This is a genomic window from Ramlibacter sp. WS9, from assembly GCF_003797765.1.
GTDB lineage: Bacteria > Pseudomonadota > Gammaproteobacteria > Burkholderiales > Burkholderiaceae_C > Ramlibacter.
This window is the reverse complement of the sequence record NZ_RKMB01000008.1, coordinates 53,467-76,899: the sequence shown is the minus strand read 5'-3', so window position 1 is coordinate 76,899 and position 23,433 is coordinate 53,467. Positions and strand designations below refer to the sequence as shown.

Sequence of the window (23,433 nt, the reverse complement as noted above, 5' to 3'; positions counted from 1 at the left end):
TTCACATGTCCGGACACATTGCACTGCCCGCCGACCCCATCGACCTGCCGCTGCTGCCCTTGCGCGACGTGGTCGTGTTCCCCCACATGGTCATCCCGCTTTTCGTGGGCCGGCCCAAGAGCATCAAGGCGCTCGAAGCCGCCATGGAAGCCGAGCGCCGCATCATGCTGGTCGCCCAGAAGGCCGCCGCCAAGGACGAGCCGTCCGTCGCCGACATGTTCGAAGTCGGCTGTGTTTCCACCATCCTTCAAATGCTGAAGTTGCCCGACGGCACGGTGAAGGTGCTCGTCGAAGGCCAGCAGCGCGCGCGCGTCAACCGCATCGAAGACGGTGAGAACCATTTCACCGCGAACGTCAGCCCGGTGGAAATCGCCGGCGAGACCAAATCCAGCGAGATCGAGGCGCTGCGCCGCGCGGTGATGCAGCAGTTCGACCAGTACGTCAAACTGAACAAGAAGATCCCGCCAGAGATCCTCACGTCGATCTCCAGCATCGACGACCCGGGCCGCCTGGCCGACACCATCGCCGCGCACCTGCCGCTCAAGCTCGATAACAAGCAGATCGTGCTGGATTTGTCGGACGTGAAGCTGCGCCTGGAAAACCTGTTCGAACAGATCGAGCGCGAAGTCGACATCCTGAACGTCGACAAGAAGATCCGCGGCCGCGTGAAGCGCCAGATGGAAAAGAACCAGCGCGACTTCTACCTGAACGAGCAGGTCAAGGCCATCCAGAAAGAACTGGGTGAAGGCGAAGAGGGCGCGGACATCGAGGAGATCGAAAAGAAGATCAAGCTCGCCAAGATGCCGAAGGAAGCGCGCAAGAAGGCCGACGGCGAACTGAAGAAGCTCAAGCTGATGTCGCCGATGTCGGCCGAAGCCACCGTGGTGCGCAACTACATCGAGGTGCTCACGGGCCTGCCGTGGGCCAAGAAGACCAAGATCAAGCACGACCTCGGGCACGCCGAAGACGTGCTGAACCAGGATCACTACGGTCTCGACAAGGTCAAGGACCGCATCCTCGAATACCTCGCGGTGCAGCAGCGCGTCGACAAGGTCAAGGCGCCGATCCTGTGCCTTGTCGGCCCTCCGGGCGTCGGCAAGACGTCGCTGGGCCAGTCGATCGCCAAGGCGACCGGCCGCAAGTACGTGCGCATGGCCCTGGGCGGCATGCGCGACGAAGCCGAGATTCGTGGCCACCGCCGCACGTACATCGGCGCGCTGCCGGGCAAGGTGCTGTCGAACCTGAACAAGGCCGGCACACGCAACCCGCTGTTCCTGCTGGACGAGATCGACAAGCTGGGCACGGACTTCCGTGGAGACCCGTCGAGCGCGTTGCTCGAAGTGCTCGACCCGGAGCAGAACCACAAATTCGGCGACCACTATGTCGAGGTCGACTTCGACCTGTCGGACGTGATGTTCGTGGCCACGTCGAACTCGATGAACATCCCGCCGGCCTTGCTGGACCGGATGGAAGTGATCCGCCTCTCGGGCTACACCGAAGACGAGAAGACCAATATCGCCTTGACGTACCTGCTGCCCAAGCAGATGGTCAACAACGGCGTGAAAGATACCGAGCTGCTTGTCACAGAAGACGCGGTGCGCGACATCATCCGCTACTACACGCGCGAAGCCGGTGTGCGCTCGCTCGAGCGCGACCTGGGCAAGATCTGCCGCAAGGTGGTGAAGGGCCTGCTGCTCAAGAAGTACACGCCGCTGGTGACTGTGAACGCCGAGAACCTCAACGACTTCCTGGGCGTGCGCAAGTACACCTATGGCCGCGCGGAGAACCAGAACCAGGTGGGGCAGGTGGTTGGCCTGGCATGGACCGAAGTCGGCGGCGACCTGCTGACGATCGAAGCCGCGCTGATGCCCGGCAAGGGCGTCATCACCACCACCGGTTCGTTGGGTGACGTGATGAAGGAATCGGTTGCTGCCGCACGCACCGTGGTGCGCAGCCGCGCGCGGGGCCTGGGCATCAAGGACGAAGTGTTCGAGAAGAAGGACATGCACATCCACGTGCCCGACGGCGCCACGCCGAAGGACGGTCCGAGCGCCGGCGCCGCGATGACGACGGCCATCGTGTCGGCGCTGACGGGCATCCCGGTGCGCGGCGACGTCGCGATGACGGGCGAGATCACGCTGCGTGGCGAGGTGACGGCCATCGGCGGCCTGAAGGAAAAGCTGCTGGCGGCCCTGCGCGGCGGCATCAAGACGGTGCTGATCCCCGAAGAAAACGCGAAGGACCTGCAGGACATTCCGGACAACGTGAAGAACGATCTGCAGATCGTGCCGGTAAAATGGATCGACAAGGTGCTGGAGATCGCTCTCGAGCGGCAGCCGACACCGTTGGCGGACGATGAGCCGGTCGCGGCCGCGGCACCGATCACGCCGGTTGTTGAAGAATCGCAGCCGGCGCGTGCAGCAAAACATTGAGAGAGTGAACGAGCCCGAAAAAAGTAGGCTATAATTCGAGGCTCGAAATGCGGGAATAGCTCAGTTGGTAGAGCGCAACCTTGCCAAGGTTGAGGTCGAGAGTTCGAGACTCTTTTCCCGCTCCATATTTCGAAAAAGGGAGGCTACGGCTTCCCTTTTTCATATCTTTCGGCGCGATAGCAAAGCGGTTATGCAGCGGATTGCAAATCCGTTTAGCTCGGTTCGACTCCGGGTCGCGCCTCCAGAATCCGTCGTCGTTCAAGACCAACCCGCCGAATCAACACCGGCGGGTTTTTGCGTTCTGGGCTGAACCGCGGCCCCGCGGTGGGTATATCTTTCCGAACTCAGCAAGACTATGATGAAAACATTCTGTTTCCATCGGACGAGCTGGTGAGGGCATGAGCTGGCGGGTTGCGAGCCAGCAAAGCGGCAATCCCAGCGGCCGGCCGGCTGCCAAAGAGGAGCGCATCATGTGGACCGCTTCCGTCGCGTTACTCGTATCCATGTGCTTGTTCGCGCCTGGCGCAAGCGCTTCGGATCCCTCCCAGAGCGGCCCCAAGAAGCGCATCGCCGTCTCCAAGTTCGATGCGGTGGGCAGCTTCGTTTCGCAATACGGCAGTTGGGAGATCGGCGGCGGTCTGGCCGCGCAGCTCACCACGGCCTTGGTGGAATCGGGGCGATTCATCGTCGTGGAGCGGGCGGAACTGGCCAGCGTGCTGCGCGAGCAGGAGATGGGCTTGCAGAAGGTCGTCTCTCGCGAAACGGCGGCGCAGGCGGGTCGGCTCACCGGGGCACAACTGCTCGTTCGCGGCTCGGTGACCGAGTTTGACCAGCGCACGGGTGGGGAAGGTTTTCGCATCGGCCTGGGCCGTGCCAGCGCAGGGTTGGGGCTGGGCGCCCAGTCGTCCGAGGGGGTCGTCGGCATCGATATCCGCCTGATCGACACCACGACGGGCCAGGTCCTGCAATCGCACAAGGTTCAGGAAAAGGTTTCGAGCCGGGGCGTGGCGGCCGACATCAACGTGCGCCAGCTCAGTTTCGGCGGCGAAAGCTTCAACAAGACCGAGCTGGGCCAGGCGACCCGGCAGGTCATCGAAAAGGCGGTGGCCCTTATCGTGCAGGCGATGGAACCCGTGCCGTGGACCGGCCGCGTGGTGGAAGTCAGCGGCGGCCAGGTCTATTTCAACGCGGGTTCCGGCGAAAACATCCAGCCGGGGCACACGCTGCAAGTGAGCAGCGTGATCCGCGAACTCACCGACCCGGACTCGGGCGCGCTGCTCGGCATCGAAGAACAGGCGCTTGGCGTGATCGAGGTGACCAGCGTGCAGCAGAAGTTCAGCATTGCGCGAATGCGGGAGGCGTTCCAGGCCAAGCGCGGCGACCTGGTCCGGTTTGTCGGCAAATAGGCAACTCGCCCGGGCGCAAGGAGCATCGCGATGGACGTCCGCTTTTTCCGATATGGCCCGCTCTGGATGTGTATGGCGGTGGGCTCTTCGGCCCTGGCCCAGCCAGCGGGCTGCTGTACCCATCAAGGCGCCTCGGTCGCATGCCCCACTGGGTTGCCGCCAGGGAGCAGGAGCCTCGAGTTCGTGCGCGATGGCACCCTGTGGGGTTCGGCGGCGGGTCAACAGATTTTCGTGCCCGCGACCCGCTTCGCAACATGCTCAGCGCCCGCACCGGCGTCGCCACCCGCGGCACCTCCCGCGCCAGCGCGGCCTCCGATCGCTTCGCAGCCGCCCTCACCACCAGCCGCGCCTGTGGCGCCCTCAGCGCCGGCCGTGCCGTCTGCGCCCGCTGCCCCCCCGGTTGCCGGGCCTGCACCCACGGTGCCGCCGACGACGGGCAGAGCGGCGGAGGCCGCCCCACAGCCGGCCGAGCCGCAACCGAGGTCGACGCGCGAGCGCGCGCGTGCGGGTCCCACCGTCCGAATCCCTTCGTCCCCGCCCGTCGCGCAACCAGTGCCGCCAGTCATGGCCGCACCGAGCGAGGACGGCAAGGACGCAGATGCCGCCATCGGCCGGATGGGGGCGCTGCTGCGCACGCAAGAGAAGCAGGCGGATACGGTGGCCGGGGGCTCCTGCGTGGGGCCAGGAAGGACAGTGCGCTCTGGCGCGCAAATCGCGATGGTGCAGGAGACATGTGACTGCGAAGCCCCGGCGTCGCCGAAAAACGAAGTGATGTTCCAGAAGGGCGAGACCAAGGGCGCAGGAAAAGGCGGTGGAAAAGGCGGCGGGAAAGGTGCCGATAAAGACGCGGACAAAGGCGGAGGAAAAATCGTGGGGAAGGGTGGGGAAAAAGGCGGAGGCAAGGGCGGTGGCGCCAAAGGACCCGATGCGCCTCCACCCCCGCCCGCAGCCGCGCCTTCTGCCGTTCGCGTCGAAGTGCACGTGAACCCGAACTGGACCGCCGCCGCTGCCCCGGTGCGTATCAGGCTAGGCGAAAACTCAGGCCTGGTCAGCGGGGTCACCACGTTCGGCGCAATCGGGGGGGCGCAAGGCGGGTGTATCGCCGTCAAGGGCGATTGCCGGGGCGATTGCGAAAGGGTCATCTACGAGTGGGTGCACATGGATATCGACGTGAACATCACCTACGTGCGAGGCATGCGCGCCAAGGCCGCGCATGAGGCGGTCCACGCCCAGCAGATGGGCAATGTCTTCAGGGCGGCCCTGCAAGGCATCCAGCAGACGGCGGCTTTTGGCTGCGCGCCTCGGGCAACGACCGAAAGACGCCTGGCGCTTTGCCAAAGCGAATTGCTGAAGGAAGCCAATCGCGTGGGCTTGCGGGCGATCTCGGCATGGCAAGCCGAACGCGAGGATTTCAAGACCAGCAGCAAGGACTACCGCAGCGACCCGATGGAAAGAGAGGCGTTTGTGGAAGAGGACAAGGGCGATGACTCCGGGTTCCCTGCAGGCGTTGAGCCGCCGCCCGAGTTCAGGCCGCCGCCGCCCGCACCGGCCCCAGTGCCGGCGCGCTGACGCGGCAACTCGCGGCTGCGAGCGGGAACGTGAAATGATGGTGCGCGGGACGGGACTCGAACCCGTACGCTCCCTTCCGGGTTGGCGGCGGGTTTTAAGCCCGATGCGTCTACCAATTTCGCCACCCGCGCACGTTGGCATGATAGCTTTGCGCGGACGGTGCCCATGGACGGGTTGCCCGGCATCAAGCCATGTTTCGCAACGCGGGCGAGCGCCCGTTTTCGTAGGAAAATGGGCTCGACGTAAAGAAAGTCCGGTACATCCATGTCAAGCTACAACGCCCCCTTCGAAATCCACGTCCACGGCGACGTGCCGCTGCGCCCCGACGTCACTTACGAGCAGTTGCAGGAGGCGCTCAAGCCGCTGTGGAAGTACGCCGGCGCGAAGTCGCTGGCCAGCGCCGCCGAGAGTGCCTACGAGGAAGAGCCGGGCATCAAGTTCGACGCCACCGAGCACCTGCTGCGCATGTGCTGGACGGTGCCCGGGGAAGAAGACTTCCGCCAGTCCCTCGACGAGATGTGCATGAGCCTCAACGAGCTGGCCGAGCAGGGCGCGGCCATCGAAGTCACGTTCTACGACGCCGAGTTCGACGAGGAAGAAGCGTCCCCCGACGCGGAATCGCGCGACGACTTCGTCATGCTGTTCGTGGGGCCCAACCCGGCCGCCATCATGCAGGTGCAACGCGACCTGCTGGTGGAAGACGTCGTCAACCTGATGGAGCGCCACTTCGATGGCGCGGAGCTGGGCGGCGTGGTGGCCGAGATCGACAAGCTGTTCGCGCAGCGCTTCGATGCACTGGTGAATTCGCTGGAGATCGGCCGGCCACCGCGCGGTTCGGGCGGCAGCGGCCCCGGGCACGGTGGCGGGCGCCGGCCGCGGCATTTGCACTGATGACAAATGACGCGCTTCGCGCATGACCTCGCTGCGCATCAATGACAAAATGATCCGCTGAGGTCATTTGTCATTTGTCATTGCAGGCGCGCAGCGCCGCAGTTCATCGAGCGGAGCGAGGTCATCGTGGCACTTTTTTCCCAGGACGCCCTGAACCCAGGCGTGCGCAAGCGCGAGGTGTTCGGCTGGGCCATGTACGACTTTGCCAACTCGGGCTACACCACGGTGGTGATCACGGCGGTGTTCGCCGCGTACTTCGTGGGCGGCATCGCCGGCAAAGCCGAATGGGCGACCTTCGCGTGGACGGCGGCGCTCAGCGCTTCGTACGCCATCGTGATGCTCACCATGCCCAGCATCGGCGCCTATGCCGACCTGCGTGCCGCCAAGAAGCGGCTGTTGGCGATCTTTACCGTGGGGTGCGTGCTGTCCACCGCCGCGCTCGCGTTCGCGGGGCCGGGCAGCGTGCCGCTCGCGATTCTCCTCATCATCATCTCGAACACGTTCTATTCCTACGGTGAGTCGCTCACGGCGGCCTTTCTGCCCGAGCTGGCGCGGCCCGACGGCATGGGCAAGGTCAGCGGCTGGGGCTGGAGCTTCGGCTACTTCGGCGGCATGCTCGCGCTGGGGCTGTGCCTGGGTTACGTCATCTGGGCGCAGGGACGAGGCATCAAGGCCGACAGCTTCGTGCCGGTCACCATGGTCATCACCGCCGCACTGTACGGCGCGGCGGCTCTCGTGACGTTCTTGCTGCTCAAGGAAAGGGCACAGCCCAATCCCCGTGCGCTTCGCGAAAACGGCTTCAAAGCGTCGCTGCAGCAGCTGCAGCGGACCTTCGCGCAGGCGCGGCAGTTCAGTGACTTCATGTGGCTGCTGGTGTGCGCGGTCTTCTACCAGGGCGGCGTGGCCGTGGCGATCACGCTGGCCGCAATCTATGCGGAAACGGTGATCGGCTTCCAGCAGCAGGAGACCATGGTGCTGATCTTCGTGCTGAACCTCGCCGCCGCGGGCGGCGCATTCGCCTGGGGCTACCTGCAGGACCGCATCGGCCACAAGATCGCATTGGGCAGCACGCTGGTCGGGTGGATTGCCGCGTGCGTCATCGCCGCGTCGTCCACCACCAAGGGCCAGTTCTGGTGGGCGGCCACCATCGCCGGGCTGTGCATGGGCTCCAGCCAGTCCGCAGGCCGCGCATTGGCGGGCTTGTTCGCACCGCAAAAGCAGCTGGCCGAGTTCTACGGCCTGTGGACGTTCGCGATTCGCCTGGCGAGCATCGTCGGCCCGCTGACCTACGGAGCCATCACCTGGGCGACTGGTGGCAACCAGCGGATGGCCATCATGTCCACCACCGTGCTGTTCGTCGTCGGCCTGCTGCTGCTGCAAAAGGTGGACGTGCAGCGGGGGCGCGCGGCGGCCGCCGGCGCCCCTGCCTGATCAGGGCTGCGGAATGTACTGCACCTGTCCGCCGGACAGGTAGTACGTCGCATTGGCGGACTGGATGCTCCGCTCGTACGCCGGGCTGAAGAATTCACCCACCGAAGTGGTTGCCGGGATCATCGCGCGCTCCTCGAGCGTGCCCGCCGCCGTGTCCACCACGAAGCGTGCCAGCCCTCGCTGGGTCGCTTGCCCACCCAGAGGACCTGTCACGAGTTCCACGGGCAACGCAATGCGTGCCTGAGTGTCCTGCGCGTAGATGTTGATGCCGTGGCGCGAGTAGTCCAGCGTGCTGGACGAGCCGCGGTCGCCCAGGGTGCGGCTGGACAGGAGCGCCGGATGCGCCGGGTTGGTGACGTCGAACAAGGCGATCTTGAGGCCCAGCATCATCCCGCTCTCAGTCGCATCCCTGCCGATCCCGAGCAGCTTGCCGTTCGCGAGGGGGAAGAGGTAGTCGGAGAAACCGGGAACCGCGAGCTCGCCAACCGGCTTCGGGTCCACAGGATCCGATAGGTCGAGCACGTACAGCGGATCGGTGCGCCGGAACGTCACCACGTAGGCAAGCGGCCCGGCGAAGTGCACGGCATACACCTGCTCGCCTTCATGGCCGATGGGCGCCGGCCTTTGCCGGTTGGGCAACTGTGCCACCTGGACCAGTCCGCCCGATGCGGACGCCTCGCGCAGCACGGTGAGCGTTGCGGGTGAAGCCGGTTCGGGGTGGGTTGAGGTGGCGGCGGTGGAAGCTGCCGTCGTGGGTATGCCGATCCAACCCGTGCTGCCGGTGAAGGTGAGCACGCGAAGGTTGCCTTGATGCTCGCTCATGCGGTAGGGCGTCTTCTCGCGGTCCCAGCCCAGGTGGCCGGCAACCTCCGCCGATCCGCGGTAGCTGACCTGCAAGCCTTGAAGTGCGAACTTGTGGATGTCGGTCGTGGTCTGCTGAGGCAGCACGGACGTCATGATGTCGGCCGCGAGCCAATAATTTCTCGACGTGGCCACATACGCTGCCGACGGCGACATGTAGAGCGTGTCGCCGTTGCCGACGAAGCACACGCTGCGCCGCTCCAGCGTGGGCGTCGACAGGTCGATGGCCGTGATGGTCGTGAGTTGCAAGCTCAGCGAAGCGGTTGCGGGCTGCAGCTGGCAATCCCTTTCCTCGACGAGCGGTTGAGACGGCGCGCTGCCCACGCGGATGGTCGGCAGCACTGCGGAGGCGTTCAATCCCGCGAGGCTCGCTTCGACCTGCGGGGCGGGCGTGCCGGCCGGAAACCAGTACGCGGACAAATCCGGCGTCCAGGTGCTGGCGAGGTAAAGCACGTTGCCGATCCGGCGCGTGCTGACCAGGTAGCCGTCGATCAGGACCTGCGTAGCGTGCGCGGGCTGCCCTCCGGACACGTTGAACGTGTCGAGAGACACCTTGCCCTGCTTGCTGCCGATGACGGCGATGCGCCCGCCGCCTTCTGCCAGGTACATGCCGCTGGGCTGCGCTTGCGGGTCCAGTGCCACGCCCGCCGGCGCACCGAGGCTGCCGTCTGGTCGGATGGGGCGCGATTCGAGCCGAGGCGTCGTCGCCCCGATGTGCAAAGAGTAGACGGCGCTGCCATCGGTCTTGAGCAGGTCGTCCTCATCGACGCCGGCTTCCTGAAGGAGGGTTCCTGAAATGGCGTCATCGGCGGTGGCGGGCACCGGCGACAGCCCTCCGCCGATGCCGCCGTAGAGCGGGTAAGCCCCTTGGGCATTCCGGGTGGCGAGGCTCGTCCTGAAGTAGGCGACGAGTTCTCCGGGTTGCGCGGCGCGCATCGCCTCGCTGCCGGCCGTAGGCGGCGGGGGCGCCGAGCCGCCGCCGCCGCAAGCGAACAGCAGGGCGGCCGCCACGAAAGGTGCTGCGCGGCCCGCGAATGCGCGCAGGGTCGTACGAATCTGCATGGTGTTTCTCCTTGATTTGTGGGATAATATCCCACAAGATAGCCGGAAGATCAATCCACGCATGTCGTCTCGACCCGCCGTCGTCCTCGCCAGTGTGCTGCGCGCTTGCAGGCCGCTGGTGCGCCTGCTGCTGCGCCACGGTGTCGCTTACCCGGCATTCGCCGCGGCGCTCAAGCAGGTGTTCCTGGAAGCGGCAGTCGAAGAACTGCGCAGCGCAGGCAAGAAGCAAACCGACAGTGCCCTCAGCCTGTTGTCGGGCGTGCACCGGCGGGACGTGCGCAACCTCGCGCTGTCGGGCGGCGCTGCGCTGGCAATGGAAGCGCCCATGAACATGGCCAGCCAGGTTGTCACCCGTTGGCTGAGCGACCCTGCGTACCGGGACAAGAAGGGCCGCCCGCGCGTGCTGCCTCGATCCGGCGATGCGCCGAGCATCGACACCCTGGTTACGGCCATCAGCAGTGACGTGCGGCCGCGCGCCGTGCTCGACGAACTGGTGCGCCTGGGCATCGCGGAAGAAACAGAAGCCCGTGTCCGGCTGCTGGCGCCGGGCTTCGTGCCCCGTCAGGGCTTCCCCGAAATGGCGTCGCTGCTTGCAGACAACCTGCACGACCACGCCGCGGCCGCGAGCCTGAACCTCGATGGCGGGCACAATTACCTGGAGCAGGCGATCTTTTCAGATGAATTGACCGAAGAGTCTGCTCGGCACCTCCATGCCGCCGCGGCGCGCGCCTGGCGCCAGGCGTTCGACACGGTGATGCGAGAGGCGCAAGAGCGCTATGACCACGACCGATCCCATGCCCCGGAGCAGGCGCGTACCCACCGCGTCCGCTTCGGGAGCTACTTCTACTCTTGCAACGATCATGACCAAACTTCTGCTTGAGCGCCTGCTCCGCGTCTCCTGCTTCACCTTCATCGGCGTGCTGCTGATCCTCGTGTTGACCGCTTGCGGTCCGGGCAGCGGGGGGACGGGCACGGGGCCCACCAGCTATTCCAGCACCGCCTCGGTGACGGGAGGCAGTAGCGATGGAATCCCTCCGGGTGGGGCGCAGCCGGGGTCTCCGCCCCAGTGCACGACAGACTGCACTCAGATCGACCTGCGGCTCGACGAGGGTTCGGTGGAACTGGTCACCGTTTGCGGCCGATTTGCTTTCGCGGGCGCTTGGGAAATCGACGCGAACGGCATGGCGGTGCTGCCGGGCTCGCTGCAAAGCCACGCGGGCGGGCCTGCCGTCAATGCGACGCTGCGGCTGCAGTTCAGCGGCACCCCGGAATTCAGGCCTTCCGTGACGGTCACGGTCATTGGTCCGGCCGGCGAAGTGCTGGTCGGGCCCCGGGCGCTGGGGCAGGTGGAGACTTTCCAGCCGGCGCCGCCGGCGGCCGGTTGCCCCCCGTAACTCGCTACAAAGAGAGCCAACGCAGCGCGGCAGCTTCCAGCGCCGCTTGCTCTCCGGTGGTCAGCAGCGTGACTCGGCCGGGCATGGCGCCTTGGCGCAATTGGCCGGCGGCTTCGAGCAGGCGACGGGTCTGGCGCGCGACCGGCTCGCCAGTCTCGATCAAGCGCACGTCGGGCCCCACCAGCGCCTGCAATTCGTCCCACGCGAAGGCGTAGTGCGTGCAGCCCAGCACCAGCGTGTCGATCTGGCCGGGCTGCATGCCGAAGGGGCCAATGGCTCGCGTGTACTGGGCACACAGTGCGCCGATCTGCGCGTCGTCGTGGTTCTGGATCGCATCGGCCAGGCCATCGCAGGGCTGCAGGACGAATTCGGCCTGGTCCTTTAACGAATCGTGCAGGGCGCGCAGCTTGGCGCTGCCCACCGTGACGCGCGTCGCCATCACGCCGATGCGGCCGGTCTTGCTCAGCGCGACGGCCGGCTTGAGCGCCGGCTCGACGCCGACCAGGGGCAGGTCCGGATGCTCCACCCGCACCAGATGGATGGCCGCCGCCGTCGCGGTGTTGCACGCGACCACCAGCGCCTTGATGCCGTGCTCGTCGCGCAGTTGCTGCACGATGGCGCGGGTGCGGTCGATCACGAAGGCGTCACCGCGCTCACCGTAGGGCGCGAAGCCGGCATCGGCCAGATAGACGAAGTCTTCAGCCGGCAGCTCGGCGCGCAGCGCCTTTAGGATGCTCAGGCCGCCGACGCCGCTGTCGAAAACGCCGATGGGTGAAGCCAAGTTACGCGGCCGCAACCGGGATGTTTTTGAACTCGCCGGTGGCGATCTTCTTTTGCCACTCGGCCGGGCCGGTGATGTGGGCGCTGGTGCCGCCCGCGTCCACGGCCACCGTCACCGGCATGTCGACCACGTCGAATTCGTAGATGGCTTCCATGCCCAGGTCGGCGAAGCCCACCACCTTGGCGGTCTTGATGGCCTTGGACACCAGATAGGCCGCGCCGCCCACCGCCATCAGGTAGGCGCTCTTGTGCTTCTTGATCGCCTCGATGGCCACCGGCCCGCGCTCGGCCTTGCCGATCATGGTGATCAGGCCAGTTTGCGACAGCATCATGTCGGTGAAACTGTCCATGCGCGTGGCGGTGGTGGGGCCGGCCGGGCCCACTGCTTCACCCTTGACGGGGTCCACCGGGCCGACGTAGTAGATGGCGCGGTTGGTGAAATCCACCGGCAGCTTCTCGCCCTTGGCCAGCATGTCGGCGATGCGCTTGTGCGCGGCGTCGCGGCCGGTGAGCATCTTGCCGTTGAGCAGCAGCGTGTCGCCCGGCTTCCAGCTGGCCACTTCTTCCTTCGTCAGCGTGTCCAGGTTGACCTTCTTGCTCTTGACGTAGTCGGGCGTCCAGTTGACGTTGGGCCACAGGTCCAGGCTCGGCGGGTCCAGGTACACCGGGCCCGAGCCGTCCATCACGAAATGCGCGTGGCGCGTCGCGGCGCAGTTGGGGATCATCGCGACGGGCTTGCTGGCCGCGTGCGTGGGGTACATCTTGATCTTGATGTCCAGCACCGTGGTGAGGCCGCCCAGGCCCTGCGCGCCGATGCCCAACGCATTGACCTTCTCGTACAGTTCCAGGCGCAGCTCTTCCGTCTTGTTCTTCGGCCCGCGCGCCTGCAGCTCGTACATGTCGATGTCGTCCATCAACGACTCCTTCGCCATGAGCATCGCCTTCTCGGCGGTGCCGCCGATGCCGATTCCCAGCATGCCGGGCGGGCACCACCCGGCGCCCATCGTCGGCACGGTCTTGAGCACCCAGTCGACCACCGAGTCGCTCGGGTTGAGCATGATCATCTTGCTCTTGTTTTCGCTGCCGCCGCCCTTGGCCGCGACGGTGATGTCCACCTTGTTGCCCGGCACCAGCTCGGTGAAGATCACGGCCGGCGTGTTGTCCTTGGTGTTCTTGCGGTCGAACTGCGGGTCGGCCACGACGGAGGCGCGCAGCGTGTTGTCGGGGTGGTTGTAGCCCTGGCGCACGCCTTCGTTGATGGCGTCTTCCAGGCTGCCGGTGAAGCCCTCGAAACGCACGTCCATCCCGACCTTGATGAACACGTTGACGATGCCGGTGTCCTGGCAGATCGGGCGGTGCCCGGTCGCGCTCATCTTGCTGTTGGTCAGGATCTGCGCGATGGCGTCCTTTGCGGCCGGGCTCTGCTCGCGCTCGTAGGCGCGGGAGAGGTGGGCAATGTAGTCGGCGGGGTGGTAGTAGCTGATGAATTGAAGCGCGGCGGCGATCGATTCCACCAGATCGTTGTACTTGATGCTTGTCGTCATGGTCTCGGGACGGTAGGGGAGGGGGCTTGCCTCCATTATCCCAGACCCTGTTGAGCACCTTCGTTCACGCTTCGGCCCGGCACCTCATTGCTTGAGGATCCACTTCGCCAGCGTCCTCGCTTCAGCTTGGCTGACTTCCGGGCGCTCCTTCATATCGGGCATGGTGGCCGCACCCCAGTGCGGGCCGCCGGTGGCATTGCTCCCTCGCCGGATGGTGACCACCATCTTCGTCATGGCATCGCGCTGGCCCTTGCGGGCTTGCGCGATCTCGTGGAAGGACGGGCCTGCGAAGGCTTCCTTCACCTTGTGGCATTGCATACACTGCTTGGCCTGCGCGAGTTCGGTGCTGGCCGCGGCCGCACTGCACAGGACGAGGCCGCCAAGGAAAGCCGCCAGTTCAATCGATTTCATGAGAACCTCCAGCAGGCAACATCGCCAAGCTCAGGCTACTGCGCGCAAGACGGGCATGTGTTGACGCAGGTCAAATCGACCGCCGCCACACAAGCCGGCGCGACTCTGTTACGGTGGCTGACGGCCCCGGGGCGCTATACATCGAGCTGACCATGAACACCCGCATTGAACGCGACACATTCGGCCCCATCGAGGTGCCGGCGCAGCGCCTGTGGGGCGCCCAGACCCAGCGCTCCCTGCAAAACTTCGACATTTCGGGGGAGCGGCAGCCCCGGGAAATCATCCGGGCGCTGGTGCAGGTCAAGCGCTCCTCGGCCGTGGTCAACCACCTGATGGGCCTGCTGGACCAGGACAAGGCCTCGGCTATCGTCGCCGCGGCCGACGAGGTGCTGGCCGGCCAGCACGGCGAGGAATTCCCCCTGGTGGTCTGGCAGACCGGTTCGGGCACTCAGACCAACATGAATGTCAACGAGGTACTGGCCAACCGTGCGAGCGAACTGTTGGGCGGGCAGCGGGGCGAAGGAAGGCTGGTGCATCCCAACGACGACGTGAACAAGAGCCAGTCGTCGAACGACGTCTTTCCCACGGCGATGCACGTCGCCGCCGTGGAAGCCATCCGCAACAAGCTGATGCCATCGCTGATGAAGTTGCGGTCCACGCTGTCGGCGAAGTCCGACGAGTTCAAGGACATCGTCAAGATCGGCCGCACGCATCTGCAGGACGCCACGCCCTTGACGCTGGGCCAGGAGTTCTCCGGCTATGTCGCGCAATTGGAGCAGGCCGACCGGCACCTGCACGGCAGCCTGCCGCACCTGTGCGAGCTGGCGCTGGGCGGCACGGCCGTCGGCACCGGCCTGAACGCGCCGGCGGGCTATGCCGAAAAGGTGGCGGCGGAACTCGCGCGGCTCACCGGGTTGCCTTTCGTCACCGCGCCGAACAAGTTCGAAGTGATGGCGGCTGCCGACGCGCTGGTGCACGCCCACGGCGCGTTGAAGACGCTCGCGGCCGCCATGATGAAGATCGCCAATGACGTGCGTTGGCTGGCGAGTGGCCCGCGCAGCGGGATCGGCGAGCTGAGCATCCCGGAAAACGAGCCCGGCTCGTCGATCATGCCGGGCAAGGTCAACCCGACGCAGAGCGAAGCCGTGACGATGCTGTGCTGCCAGGTTTTCGGCAACGATGTCGCCATCAACTTCGGCGGCGCCTCGGGCAACTTCGAGCTGAACGTGTTCCGGCCGATGATCGCGCACAACTTCCTGCAAAGCGTGCGGTTGCTGGCCGACGGCATGGCCAGCTTCAATGACCACTGCGCCGTGGGCATCACCGCCAATCGCGAGCGCATCGCCGAACTGGTGGATCGCTCGCTGATGCTCGTCACGGCGCTGAACCCGCACATCGGCTACGACAAGGCGGCGCAGATCGCGAAGAAGGCACACAAGGAAGGCACCAGCCTGCGCGAGGCGGCGGTGGGACTGGGCTATGTTACTGCCGAGCAGTTCGACCAGTGGGTGCGGCCGGAAATGATGGTGCGGACCGGCCCTCTGTGACGCCAGCCTCGAGCCTGGAAGCCGCTTCGCCACTGCGGCCACCGGTCGCGGTTTTTTACCTGACCCACCTGTGGAGCCAGTCGATCGCCCACCGGTTCGACCGGCTGCGCCGCGAGCTTGGTGCGGATGCCGACTGCTTTGTGCTTCTGCAGGACGACCACGGCGGCGTCACCGCGCAATGGAAGGCCTTCCTCGATGGGCGGGGAACGCCGCAGGCCCTGGTGCCGTTCGATCCGGACGACTTGCTGCAGCGGTTGGGCTACCGGTGGTTCGACCGCAGCATCATGGGCAGCACGCACTTTCCCTTGCTGCATCTTTCGAAGACGCACGAGTATGGCCACTACTGGCAGATCGAATCGGACGTGGAGTACCGGGGCGACTGGCGGTCATTGCTCGGCGCCTACCGGAATTGCGAAGCCGACTTGCTGGCCTCACATTTCCGCCGCCATGCCGACTGGCCCCGGTGGCCCTGGTGGAGGACCCTGCGCGTGCCGGTGGCCGCGGCGTTGACCGCCAATGACCTGCGCCGGGCGTTCTTCCCTATCCTGCGCATCTCACGGCAGGCCCTCGAGGCCCTTGACCAAGCCCACCGCGACGGGTGGGAGGGGCACTTCGAAGCGTTGATCCCGACTGTTGTCCATCGCCTCGGGCTCTTGGCACAGGACTTGTGCGCCACCACCGCCTGCTACCTAGGCGACAGCCAGGATCGATGCGCCGACCAGGCGCGGCAGTCGACTATGCGCTGGCGGCCGCAGATCGCGCTAGGCGAGTTCATCGGCCGGGGAGTGGGACCCCTGCTGTTCCACCCCGTCAAGGAAAACTGGGCGTACGACGGTAACCGGATCCTGCGCTGGCCGGAACCCGCATCCTAGGCTGCGGCGTCGGGCTCTCCGGCCAGCAGGCGCCTGGCCGGAGAGCCGGTTGACGAAGGCCCGGAGCGCTTCGCGTTGGTGCGGAAGCGAACGGGTCTAGTGCTTGCGCTCCGCGATGCCCGACATGATCTTGTCGGTGTAGGCGATGGCGATGGCCGAGAGCAGGAAGGTGATGTGGATGGCGGTCTGCGCGATCAGCACACGGTCGGTGTAGTTGTCGGCGTTGATGAACGTCTTCAGCAGGTGGATCGACGAGATGCCGATGATCGCCGTCGCCAGCTTCACTTTCAACACCGACGCATTCACGTGGCTGAGCCACTCGGGCTGGTCGGGGTGGCCTTGCAGGCCCATGCGGCTCACGAAGGTTTCATACCCGCCGACGATCACCATGATCAGCAGGTTGGAGATCATCACCACGTCGATCAGCGCCAGCACCACCAGCATGATCACCGTTTCGTTCAGCGTGGTGATCGGCACGTTCTGCTTGTAGCCGATGCTTGTGATCAACTGCTGCAGCGCGGTCTGGCTGCCAAATGCGGCCTCCAGAAGGTGGACCAGCTCGACCCAGAAGTGGAAGACATAAACCGCCTGCGCGGCGATCAGGCCCAGGTACAGCGGCAACTGCAGCCAGCGGCTGGCGAAGATGAGGCCGGGCAGGGGGCGCAGGGGAGAGCGGGGCGGAATGTTCGGGTCTTGCATCGGAAGGGGGTTTGTACGGGTGTGGGCGATTGTAGATTTGTGGCGCACCGGCCCGGTTGGGGTTAAATTCAAAACAGGGCGGCGTGCCCAGCGTCAGTGCACTGTAAGTGCAAACCCTGACATTACCGCGAAACCCAACCCCCAGCGGAGACATTCGTCATGAGCAGCAATATCGAGTCGGTCCTGGTCGAAAACCGTGTGTTCCCTCCCACCGAGGCCACCATGAAGGCGGCGCGCATCTCGGGCATGGAGGCGTACAACGCCCTGTGCGAGGAAGCCGACAAGGACTTTGAAGGATTCTGGGCCCGCCTGGCACGCGACAACGTCGTGTGGACCAAGCCGTTCACCAAGACGCTGGACGAGTCGAAGGCGCCTTTCTACAAATGGTTCGAGGACGGCGAGCTCAACGCGTCGGCCAACTGCCTGGACAAGCACGTCGGCACGCCGGTGGAGAACAAGACGGCGATCATCTTCGAGGCCGATGACGGCGCCGTGACAAAGGTCAGCTACAAGGAGCTGCTGGGCCGGGTCAGCCAGTTCGCCAACGCGCTGAAGGCGCAGGGCATCAAGAAGGGCGACCGCGTCATCATCTACATGCCGATGACCGTCGAAGGCGTCATCGCCATGCAGGCCTGCGCGCGCATCGGCGCCACCCACAGCGTGGTGTTCGGCGGCTTCTCGGCCAAGGCGCTGAACGAACGCATCATCGACGCCGGCGCCGTGGCGGTGATCACGGCCAACTACCAGATGCGTGGCGGCAAGGAACTGCCGCTCAAGGCCATCGTGGACGAAGGCATCGCGATGGGCGGCTGCGACACGTTGAAGAGCGTGCTGGTCTTCATGCGCACGGCCACTGCTTGCAATATGGAGGCGGGCCGCGACCAGACCTTCACCGAAGTGCTGCAGGGCCAGTCCAGCGAGTGCAAGCCCGAGACCGTCGGCGCCGAGCATCCGCTGTTCATCCTCTACACCTCCGGCTCCACCGGCAAGCCCAAGGGCGTGCAGCATTCCACCGGCGGCTACCTGCTGTGGGCCAAGCTGACGATGGACTGGACTTTCGACATCCAGCCGTCCGACGTGTACTGGTGCACCGCCGACATCGGCTGGATCACTGGCCACACCTACGTTGCCTATGGGCCTTTGGCCGCGGGCGCAACCCAAGTCATCTTCGAAGGCATCCCCACGTTCCCCCATGCGGGCCGTTTCTGGGAAATGATCCAGAAGCACAAGGTCACGGTGTTCTACACCGCGCCCACGGCGATCCGCTCGCTGATCAAGGCCGCCGAAGGCGACGAGAAGATCCACCCGGCGCGCTACGACCTCACCAGCCTGCGCATCCTGGGCACGGTGGGCGAGCCGATCAACCCGGAAGCCTGGATGTGGTACCACAAGCACGTGGGCGGCGAGCGCTGCCCCATCGTCGATACGTTCTGGCAGACCGAAACCGGCGGCCACATGATCACGCCGCTGCCGGGCGCGACGCCCACGGTGCCGGGTTCTTGCACGCTGCCGCTGCCCGGCATCATGGCGGCCATCGTCGATGAGGTGGGCAAGGACGTGCCCAACGGCGCCGGTGGCATGCTTGTGGTGAAGCGCCCCTGGCCCTCCATGATCCGCACGATCTGGGGCGATCCGGAGCGATTCAAGAAGAGCTACTTTCCCGAAGAGATGGGCGGCAAGCTCTATCTGGCCGGCGACGGCGCCGTACGCAACAAGGACAACGCCTACTTCCGCATCACGGGCCGCATCGACGACGTGCTGAACGTCTCGGGCCACCGCCTCGGCACGATGGAGATCGAATCGGCGCTCGTGTCCAAAACCGACCTGGTGGCGGAAGCCGCAGTCGTGGGCCGCCCTGACGACCTGACCGGCGAGGCGGTGTGCGCCTTCGTCGTCCTGAAGCGCTCGCGTCCCACCGGCGAAGAAGCCAAGCAGATCGCCAACGAGTTGCGCAACTGGGTGGCCAAGGAGATCGGCCCGATCGCCAAGCCCAAGGACATCCGCTTCGGCGACAACCTGCCCAAGACCCGCAGCGGGAAGATCATGCGCCGCCTCTTGCGCTCCATCGCCAAGGGCGAGGCGATCACTCAGGACACCAGCACGCTGGAGAACCCGGCGATCCTGGAGCAGCTGGCCGAGAAGCTGTAAAACAAAAAGGCCCGCGATGCGGGCCTTTTGCGTTGGGGAGCCGGCTTTATTTCTGGCCCAACACCCAAGCCGCCAGCTTCTTCGCCTCGGCTTCATTGACCTGCGCATTGGCCGGCATGGGCACGGGGCCCCACACGCCGGTGCTGCCCTTCTGGATCTTCACGGCGAGCTTGTCCGCGGCGTCTTTCTGGCCCGCGTACTTGGCGGCTACGTCCTTATAGGCCGGTCCGACCAGCTTCTTGTCGACAGCGTGGCAGGCCATACAGTTCTTGGCGGTGGCCAGCGCCTGGTCGGCCAGCACCGGGGCGCAGGCCGCGGCGGCGACGAGCGCAAACAGGGCACGTTTCATCGATTCGTCCTCATGAGTTGGGTTACAGTCAATTAACGCCATTGTAGTGACCGCGGTTGACCCGCTTGTTGCCACCCGGGCCCATCGCCCTATTGCCCTCATCGTCGGAGTCAACACCATGCTGTTCCTGGTACTCGGAATCATCCTCATGGGCTTGAAGTACTTCGAGTACGGGCCGGTCGCGCTGTGGGACTGGTGGGTCGTTCTTTCGCCGTTCGGCCTGGCCGTGGCTTGGTGGTGGTGGGCCGACTGGTCGGGCTACACCAAGAAGAAAGCGATGCAGAAGGAAGAAGCGCGCAAGCAGGCGCGCATCGACAAGAGCCGCGAAAAGCTGGGGCTTAAGCCCCGTCAAAAGCGCTGACGGGGGCGTGCGGCTTCAGTAGTTGTCCAGCACCGCGCCCTTGCTGGCGCTGGAAGCATTGAAGGCAAACTTGGCCTGCACACCGCGGGTGTAACGCGGCGCGGGGGCCTTCCAGCCCGCCCGCCGCTTCGCGATTTCCGCTTCCGGCACGTTCAGTTCGAGCACCAGTTTGTGCGCGTCGATGGTGATCGAGTCGCCTTCGTTGACGAACGCAATGGTGCCGCCTGCGGCCGCTTCCGGCGCGACGTGGCCCACCACCATGCCCCAGGTCCCGCCGGAGAAGCGGCCGTCGGTGATCAGGCCCACGCTTTCGCCCAGGCCCGCGCCGATGAGCGCGCCCGTCGGCGCCAGCATCTCGGGCATGCCGGGCCCGCCCTTGGGGCCGAGGTAGCGCAGCACCATCACGTCGCCGGCCTTGATCTTGCCGTCCAGGATGGCTTGCAGCGCCGATTGCTCGTCGTCGAACACGCGCGCCGGGCCGGTGATGACAGGGTTCTTCAAGCCGGTGATCTTGGCGACCGCGCCTTCCGGTGACAGGTTGCCCTTGAGGATGGCCAGATGGCCTTGCTCGTACATCGGCTTGGTGATGGGGCGGATCACGTCCTGGTCCGTGCGCGGCTCGTCGGGAATGTCCTTCAGCACTTCGGCAATCGTCTGGCCGCTGATGGTGATGCAATCGCCGTGCAGCAGGCCGGCCTTCAGCAGGATTTTCATGACCTGCGGGATGCCGCCGGCTTTGTGCAGGTCCACCGCCAAATACTTGCCGCTGGGCTTCAGGTCGCACAGTACCGGCGTCTTCTGGCGCACGCGCTCGAAGTCGTCGATGGTCCACTCCACTTCGGCTGCATGGGCGATGGCCAGGAAGTGCAGCACCGCGTTGGTCGAGCCGCCGGTGGCCATGATCACGGCCACGGCATTCTCGATCGCCTTCTTGGTGACGATGTCGCGCGGCTTGATGTCCTTCTTGATCGCCTCGATCAGCACCTTGGCCGATTCCTTGGCCGAGTTCATCTTCTCGTCGTGCGGGTTGGCCATGGTGGAAGAGTAGGGCAGGGAGATGCCCAGCGCCTCGAAGGCTGACGACATGGTGTTGGCCGTGTACATGCCGCCGCAGGAGCCGGTGCCGGGGATGGCGCGCATCTCGATCTCGCGCAGGTCTGCATCGGAGAGGTTGCCGGCCGCGTTCTGGCCCACGGCTTCGAACACGCTCACGATGTTGAGGTCTTGCCCTTTCCAGTGGCCGGGCAGGATCGTTCCGCCGTACACGTAGATCGCGGGCACGTTGGCGCGCAGCATGCCCATCAGGCCGCCGGGCATGTTCTTGTCGCAGCCGCCCACCACCAGCACGCCGTCCATCCACTGGCCCTGCACGCAAGTCTCGATGCAGTCCGAGATCACTTCACGGCTCACCAGCGAGTACTTCATGCCTTCGGTGCCCATCGCCATGCCATCGGAGATGGTCGGCGTGCCGAACACCTGGGCGTTGCCGCCGGCTTCTTCAATGCCGGCGATCGCGGCGTCGGCGAGCTTCTGAAGGCCGCTGTTGCACGGCGTGATGGTGCTGTGACCATTGGCCACGCCGACCATGGGTTTCTTGAAGTCGCTTTCCTCATAGCCCATCGCGTAGTACATCGAGCGGTTGGGGGCGCGCGACTTGCCTTCGGTGATGGTCTTGCTGCGGCTGTTGATGGGGATGATTTTCGTGGCCATGGCGGTCTCCGGAACGGGGAAAGGCCACGAGTATGCGCCGGGCCGGTGATTCTTTCCAATCCGTTTTCATGCCTGTATTAATATGTCCAGCATATGAGTCAACCCTTGATCGAGCTGCGTTTGTGGCGCCAGTTCCTTGCGCTGGCCGAAGAGCTGCACTTCGGCCGCGCGGCCGTGCGCCTGCACATGACGCAGCCGCCGCTGACCCAGGCCATTGCCAACCTGGAGCAGTCGCTGGGCGTGCGGCTCTTCGACCGCACCAAGCGCAGCGTGCAGCTGACGCCTGCGGGCGAAGCGCTGGTGCCGGAGGCGCGCGACCTCCTGGCGCGCGCGCTGGCGCTGCCGGCCCACGCACGCGCCGCGGCGCACGGCGAAGTGGGGCGGCTGCGCCTCGCCTTCGTTTCTACGGTCGGCTTCGGACTGCTGCCGCAATGGGTGCAGGCGTTCCGCGCGCTCTATCCGCAGGTCGAGTTCGAGCTGATTGAAGCAACAGGCGACGTGCAACTGCAGGCCATCGAACGCGGCGATGTCGATGCCGGCTTCATGCTGCACTCGCCGGGGTTCGCGCCGGAAGGGCTGCAGCATTTGCGGATCGCGCGCGAGCCGCTGGCGGTCGCGCTGCCGGAGCAGCATCCGCTGGCCCAGGCGCGCAGCCTGTCGTTCAGCGCCGTGCTGGAGGAGCCGCTGGTGATCTTTCCGCGCCGCATCCTGCCGTCGCTGCACGACGCCATCTTCGGCATGTATCACACCGCCGGCCGCGCGCCGCGCATCGCGCAGGAAGCGATCCAGATGCAAACCATCGTCAATCTGGTGTCCGCCGGGCTGGGCTTGGCCTGGGTGCCGGACAGCGTGCGGCAGTTCCAGCGGCCGGGGGTGATGTACCGCCAGGTTGCGGCGAAGCATGCGCAGGAGGTGCCGGGGTGCGAAACCACTCTGGTCTGGCCGGCCCGCGCCAACCCCACACGCGATCGCTTCGTGGAGTTCGCACGCACCCGCGCGGCCCGCCATTGATGGGCTGCGCCGCGCCAGGGCTTGCAGCACAATACGCCGCATGCTGACGTTCCCTCATATCGATCCGGTGGCCCTGCGCCTGGGCCCCATCGCCATCCACTGGTATGGCCTGACCTATCTTGCGGCCTTTGGCCTCTTCATGCTGCTCGCGATGTGGCGGCTGCGGCAGGAGCCTTTTGCATCCATTCAGGGGCGAGGCGCCTGGACGCGCAAGGACGTCGAAGACATCCTGTTCCTGGGCGTGCTCGGCGTGGTGGCGGGTGGGCGCCTGGGCTATTGCCTGTTCTACAAGCCCGCGTACTACGCGACGCATCCGCTCGAAATCTTCTACGTGTGGCAGGGCGGGATGAGCTTTCACGGCGGGATGCTCGGCGTGATCTTCTCGCAATGGTGGTTCGCGCGCTCCCGCGGCAAGCCGTTCTGGCAGGTGATGGACTTCGTGGCGCCTTGCGTGCCGACGGGCCTGGCTGCAGGGCGGGTGGGCAACTTCATCAACGGCGAACTGTGGGGCCGCGCCGCCGATCCTTCGCTGCCGTGGGCCATGATCTTCCCGCAAAGCGGCCAGATGATCCCGCGGCATCCGTCGCAGGTCTACCAGTTCCTGCTGGAAGGCCTGCTGCTGTTCATCGTGCTCTGGATCTATGCCCGCAAAGAGCGCAGGCAAGGGCAGGTGGCCGCGGTGTTCCTCATCGGCTACGGCGTGCTGCGCTTCATCGCCGAGTTCTTTCGCGAACCGGACAGCCACCTCGTCTGGCTGCAGCAGTCCACCGGCCTCTCGATGGGCCAGTGGCTGTGCGTGCCGATGATCGCCGTCGGCATCGCGCTGTGGATATGGTTCGGCCGCCGGTCGGCCGCCATTCCCGCCGCCGCTAGGTAGTTTCCACAGCCCCGAACACTTCACAGCGCGCCTGCACAGGTTCATAATTATCCGTAATTATTGAAAATTACGAGAGCC

20 protein-coding genes and 3 tRNA genes are annotated in these 23,433 nt (G+C 65.5%); 15 read left to right on the top strand and 8 right to left on the bottom strand.

Annotation, left to right across the window (positions count from 1 at the left end; genetic code table 11):
* Positions 1-5: 5 nt before the first annotated feature.
* The 5 genes from lon to EEB15_RS14160 all read left to right on the top strand — a co-directional run bounded on the left by lon (position 6) and on the right by EEB15_RS14160 (position 5,407).
* Positions 6-2,432 carry an endopeptidase La gene (gene lon, locus EEB15_RS14180; protein ID WP_141510520.1) on the top strand — a complete coding sequence of 809 codons (2,427 nt, stop codon included), beginning with the start codon at positions 6-8 and terminating at the stop codon, positions 2,430-2,432.
* 49 nt (positions 2,433-2,481) lie between these two features.
* Positions 2,482-2,557, top strand: a tRNA-Gly gene (locus tag EEB15_RS14175).
* 45 nt (positions 2,558-2,602) lie between these two features.
* Positions 2,603-2,676 (top strand) — tRNA-Cys (locus tag EEB15_RS14170).
* Between the two features lie 154 nt (positions 2,677-2,830).
* A complete protein-coding gene (locus tag EEB15_RS14165) occupies positions 2,831-3,838 on the top strand; it encodes a CsgG/HfaB family protein (protein ID WP_141510519.1) in 1,008 nt (335 codons plus the stop codon).
* Positions 3,839-4,402: 564 nt separating this feature from the next.
* Positions 4,403-5,407 carry a hypothetical protein gene (locus EEB15_RS14160; RefSeq protein ID WP_141510518.1) on the top strand — a complete coding sequence of 335 codons (1,005 nt, stop codon included), beginning with the start codon at positions 4,403-4,405 and terminating at the stop codon, positions 5,405-5,407.
* Between the two features lie 38 nt (positions 5,408-5,445).
* Here the strand turns inward: EEB15_RS14160 and EEB15_RS14155 are convergent.
* Positions 5,446-5,538, bottom strand: a tRNA-Leu gene (locus tag EEB15_RS14155).
* A 133-nt stretch (positions 5,539-5,671) separates the two neighbouring features.
* Here EEB15_RS14155 and EEB15_RS14150 point away from each other — a divergent pair.
* On the top strand, positions 5,672-6,298 hold the full coding sequence (locus EEB15_RS14150; RefSeq protein ID WP_141510517.1) for a DUF6806 family protein: 627 nt from the start codon (positions 5,672-5,674) through the stop codon (positions 6,296-6,298).
* A gap of 126 nt (positions 6,299-6,424) precedes the next feature.
* On the top strand, positions 6,425-7,729 hold the full coding sequence (locus EEB15_RS14145; protein WP_141510516.1) for an MFS transporter: 1,305 nt from the start codon (positions 6,425-6,427) through the stop codon (positions 7,727-7,729).
* On the opposite strand, the gene EEB15_RS14140 is transcribed toward EEB15_RS14145, so the two are convergent.
* Complete coding sequence (locus tag EEB15_RS14140) at positions 7,730-9,652, bottom strand: beta-propeller domain-containing protein (RefSeq protein WP_158290107.1); 1,923 nt, start codon at positions 9,650-9,652, stop codon at positions 7,730-7,732.
* Positions 9,653-9,713: 61 nt separating this feature from the next.
* On the opposite strand from EEB15_RS14140, the gene EEB15_RS14135 reads away from it, so the two are divergent.
* Both EEB15_RS14135 and EEB15_RS14130 read left to right on the top strand, forming a co-directional pair.
* Positions 9,714-10,532 carry a DUF6502 family protein gene (locus tag EEB15_RS14135; protein ID WP_141510514.1) on the top strand — a complete coding sequence of 273 codons (819 nt, stop codon included), beginning with the start codon at positions 9,714-9,716 and terminating at the stop codon, positions 10,530-10,532.
* Entirely contained in the window at positions 10,513-11,046 is a 534-nt protein-coding gene (locus EEB15_RS14130) for a hypothetical protein (RefSeq protein ID WP_141510513.1), read from the top strand. The genes EEB15_RS14135 and EEB15_RS14130 overlap by 20 nt, the downstream gene beginning before the upstream one ends.
* 4 nt (positions 11,047-11,050) lie before the next feature.
* Here EEB15_RS14130 and murI read toward each other — a convergent pair whose 3' ends face one another.
* The 3 genes from murI to EEB15_RS14115 all read right to left on the bottom strand — a co-directional run bounded on the left by murI (position 11,051) and on the right by EEB15_RS14115 (position 13,781).
* On the bottom strand, positions 11,051-11,827 hold the full coding sequence (gene murI / locus EEB15_RS14125; protein WP_233259483.1) for a glutamate racemase: 777 nt from the start codon (positions 11,825-11,827) through the stop codon (positions 11,051-11,053).
* Between the two features lies 1 nt (position 11,828).
* The gene (locus EEB15_RS14120) at positions 11,829-13,370 is read right to left on the bottom strand and encodes a fumarate hydratase (protein ID WP_141510511.1); all 1,542 of its coding nucleotides are present in this window, start codon (positions 13,368-13,370) and stop codon (positions 11,829-11,831) included.
* Positions 13,371-13,454: 84 nt separating this feature from the next.
* Positions 13,455-13,781 carry a c-type cytochrome gene (locus EEB15_RS14115; protein ID WP_141510510.1) on the bottom strand — a complete coding sequence of 109 codons (327 nt, stop codon included), beginning with the start codon at positions 13,779-13,781 and terminating at the stop codon, positions 13,455-13,457.
* Between the two features lie 152 nt (positions 13,782-13,933).
* Between EEB15_RS14115 and fumC the strand changes: the two genes are divergently transcribed.
* The gene (gene fumC, locus EEB15_RS14110; RefSeq protein ID WP_141510509.1) at positions 13,934-15,328 is read left to right on the top strand and encodes a class II fumarate hydratase; all 1,395 of its coding nucleotides are present in this window, start codon (positions 13,934-13,936) and stop codon (positions 15,326-15,328) included.
* On the top strand, positions 15,325-16,200 hold the full coding sequence (locus EEB15_RS14105; protein WP_141510508.1) for a DUF3405 domain-containing protein: 876 nt from the start codon (positions 15,325-15,327) through the stop codon (positions 16,198-16,200). The genes fumC and EEB15_RS14105 overlap by 4 nt, the downstream gene beginning before the upstream one ends.
* Before the next feature lie 96 nt (positions 16,201-16,296).
* Here the strand turns inward: EEB15_RS14105 and EEB15_RS14100 are convergent, their stop codons facing one another.
* Positions 16,297-16,899: a YqhA family protein gene (locus EEB15_RS14100; RefSeq protein WP_141510507.1), complete on the bottom strand. Its 603-nt coding sequence runs from the start codon at positions 16,897-16,899 to the stop codon at positions 16,297-16,299.
* Positions 16,900-17,058: 159 nt separating this feature from the next.
* On the opposite strand from EEB15_RS14100, the gene acs reads away from it, so the two are divergent.
* Positions 17,059-19,047 carry an acetate--CoA ligase gene (acs, locus tag EEB15_RS14095; RefSeq protein ID WP_141510506.1) on the top strand — a complete coding sequence of 663 codons (1,989 nt, stop codon included), beginning with the start codon at positions 17,059-17,061 and terminating at the stop codon, positions 19,045-19,047.
* 46 nt (positions 19,048-19,093) lie between these two features.
* On the opposite strand, the gene EEB15_RS14090 is transcribed toward acs, so the two are convergent.
* A complete protein-coding gene (locus tag EEB15_RS14090) occupies positions 19,094-19,396 on the bottom strand; it encodes a c-type cytochrome (protein ID WP_141510505.1) in 303 nt (100 codons plus the stop codon).
* Positions 19,397-19,514: 118 nt separating this feature from the next.
* On the opposite strand from EEB15_RS14090, the gene EEB15_RS14085 reads away from it, so the two are divergent.
* Positions 19,515-19,757: a TIGR04438 family Trp-rich protein gene (locus tag EEB15_RS14085; RefSeq protein ID WP_141510504.1), complete on the top strand. Its 243-nt coding sequence runs from the start codon at positions 19,515-19,517 to the stop codon at positions 19,755-19,757.
* A 15-nt stretch (positions 19,758-19,772) separates the two neighbouring features.
* Here the strand turns inward: EEB15_RS14085 and ilvD are convergent, their stop codons facing one another.
* The gene (gene ilvD, locus EEB15_RS14080; RefSeq protein WP_141510503.1) at positions 19,773-21,467 is read right to left on the bottom strand and encodes a dihydroxy-acid dehydratase; all 1,695 of its coding nucleotides are present in this window, start codon (positions 21,465-21,467) and stop codon (positions 19,773-19,775) included.
* Positions 21,468-21,560: 93 nt separating this feature from the next.
* On the opposite strand from ilvD, the gene EEB15_RS14075 reads away from it, so the two are divergent.
* Both EEB15_RS14075 and lgt read left to right on the top strand, forming a co-directional pair.
* The gene (locus EEB15_RS14075) at positions 21,561-22,478 is read left to right on the top strand and encodes a LysR family transcriptional regulator (RefSeq protein ID WP_141510502.1); all 918 of its coding nucleotides are present in this window, start codon (positions 21,561-21,563) and stop codon (positions 22,476-22,478) included.
* 40 nt (positions 22,479-22,518) lie between these two features.
* Complete coding sequence (gene lgt, locus EEB15_RS14070; protein WP_141510501.1) at positions 22,519-23,355, top strand: prolipoprotein diacylglyceryl transferase; 837 nt, start codon at positions 22,519-22,521, stop codon at positions 23,353-23,355.
* Positions 23,356-23,433 lie beyond the last annotated feature (78 nt).

Coding starts and splice junctions, on each gene's coding strand:
- EEB15_RS14085 (WP_141510504.1), top strand. CDS start 19,515: ATGCTGTTCCTGGTACTCGGAATCATCCTCATGGGCTTGAAGTACTTC.
- EEB15_RS14100 (WP_141510507.1), bottom strand. CDS start 16,899: ATGCAAGACCCGAACATTCCGCCCCGCTCTCCCCTGCGCCCCCTGCCC.
- EEB15_RS14075 (WP_141510502.1), top strand. CDS start 21,561: ATGAGTCAACCCTTGATCGAGCTGCGTTTGTGGCGCCAGTTCCTTGCG.
- EEB15_RS14135 (WP_141510514.1), top strand. CDS start 9,714: ATGTCGTCTCGACCCGCCGTCGTCCTCGCCAGTGTGCTGCGCGCTTGC.
- EEB15_RS14120 (WP_141510511.1), bottom strand. CDS start 13,370: ATGACGACAAGCATCAAGTACAACGATCTGGTGGAATCGATCGCCGCC.
- acs (WP_141510506.1), top strand. CDS start 17,059: ATGAGCAGCAATATCGAGTCGGTCCTGGTCGAAAACCGTGTGTTCCCT.
- EEB15_RS14140 (WP_158290107.1), bottom strand. CDS start 9,652: ATGCAGATTCGTACGACCCTGCGCGCATTCGCGGGCCGCGCAGCACCT.
- EEB15_RS14115 (WP_141510510.1), bottom strand. CDS start 13,781: ATGAAATCGATTGAACTGGCGGCTTTCCTTGGCGGCCTCGTCCTGTGC.
- ilvD (WP_141510503.1), bottom strand. CDS start 21,467: ATGGCCACGAAAATCATCCCCATCAACAGCCGCAGCAAGACCATCACC.
- EEB15_RS14130 (WP_141510513.1), top strand. CDS start 10,513: ATGACCAAACTTCTGCTTGAGCGCCTGCTCCGCGTCTCCTGCTTCACC.
- EEB15_RS14090 (WP_141510505.1), bottom strand. CDS start 19,396: ATGAAACGTGCCCTGTTTGCGCTCGTCGCCGCCGCGGCCTGCGCCCCG.
- lgt (WP_141510501.1), top strand. CDS start 22,519: ATGCTGACGTTCCCTCATATCGATCCGGTGGCCCTGCGCCTGGGCCCC.
- EEB15_RS14165 (WP_141510519.1), top strand. CDS start 2,831: ATGAGCTGGCGGGTTGCGAGCCAGCAAAGCGGCAATCCCAGCGGCCGG.
- EEB15_RS14160 (WP_141510518.1), top strand. CDS start 4,403: ATGGCCGCACCGAGCGAGGACGGCAAGGACGCAGATGCCGCCATCGGC.
- lon (WP_141510520.1), top strand. CDS start 6: ATGTCCGGACACATTGCACTGCCCGCCGACCCCATCGACCTGCCGCTG.
- fumC (WP_141510509.1), top strand. CDS start 13,934: ATGAACACCCGCATTGAACGCGACACATTCGGCCCCATCGAGGTGCCG.
- EEB15_RS14150 (WP_141510517.1), top strand. CDS start 5,672: ATGTCAAGCTACAACGCCCCCTTCGAAATCCACGTCCACGGCGACGTG.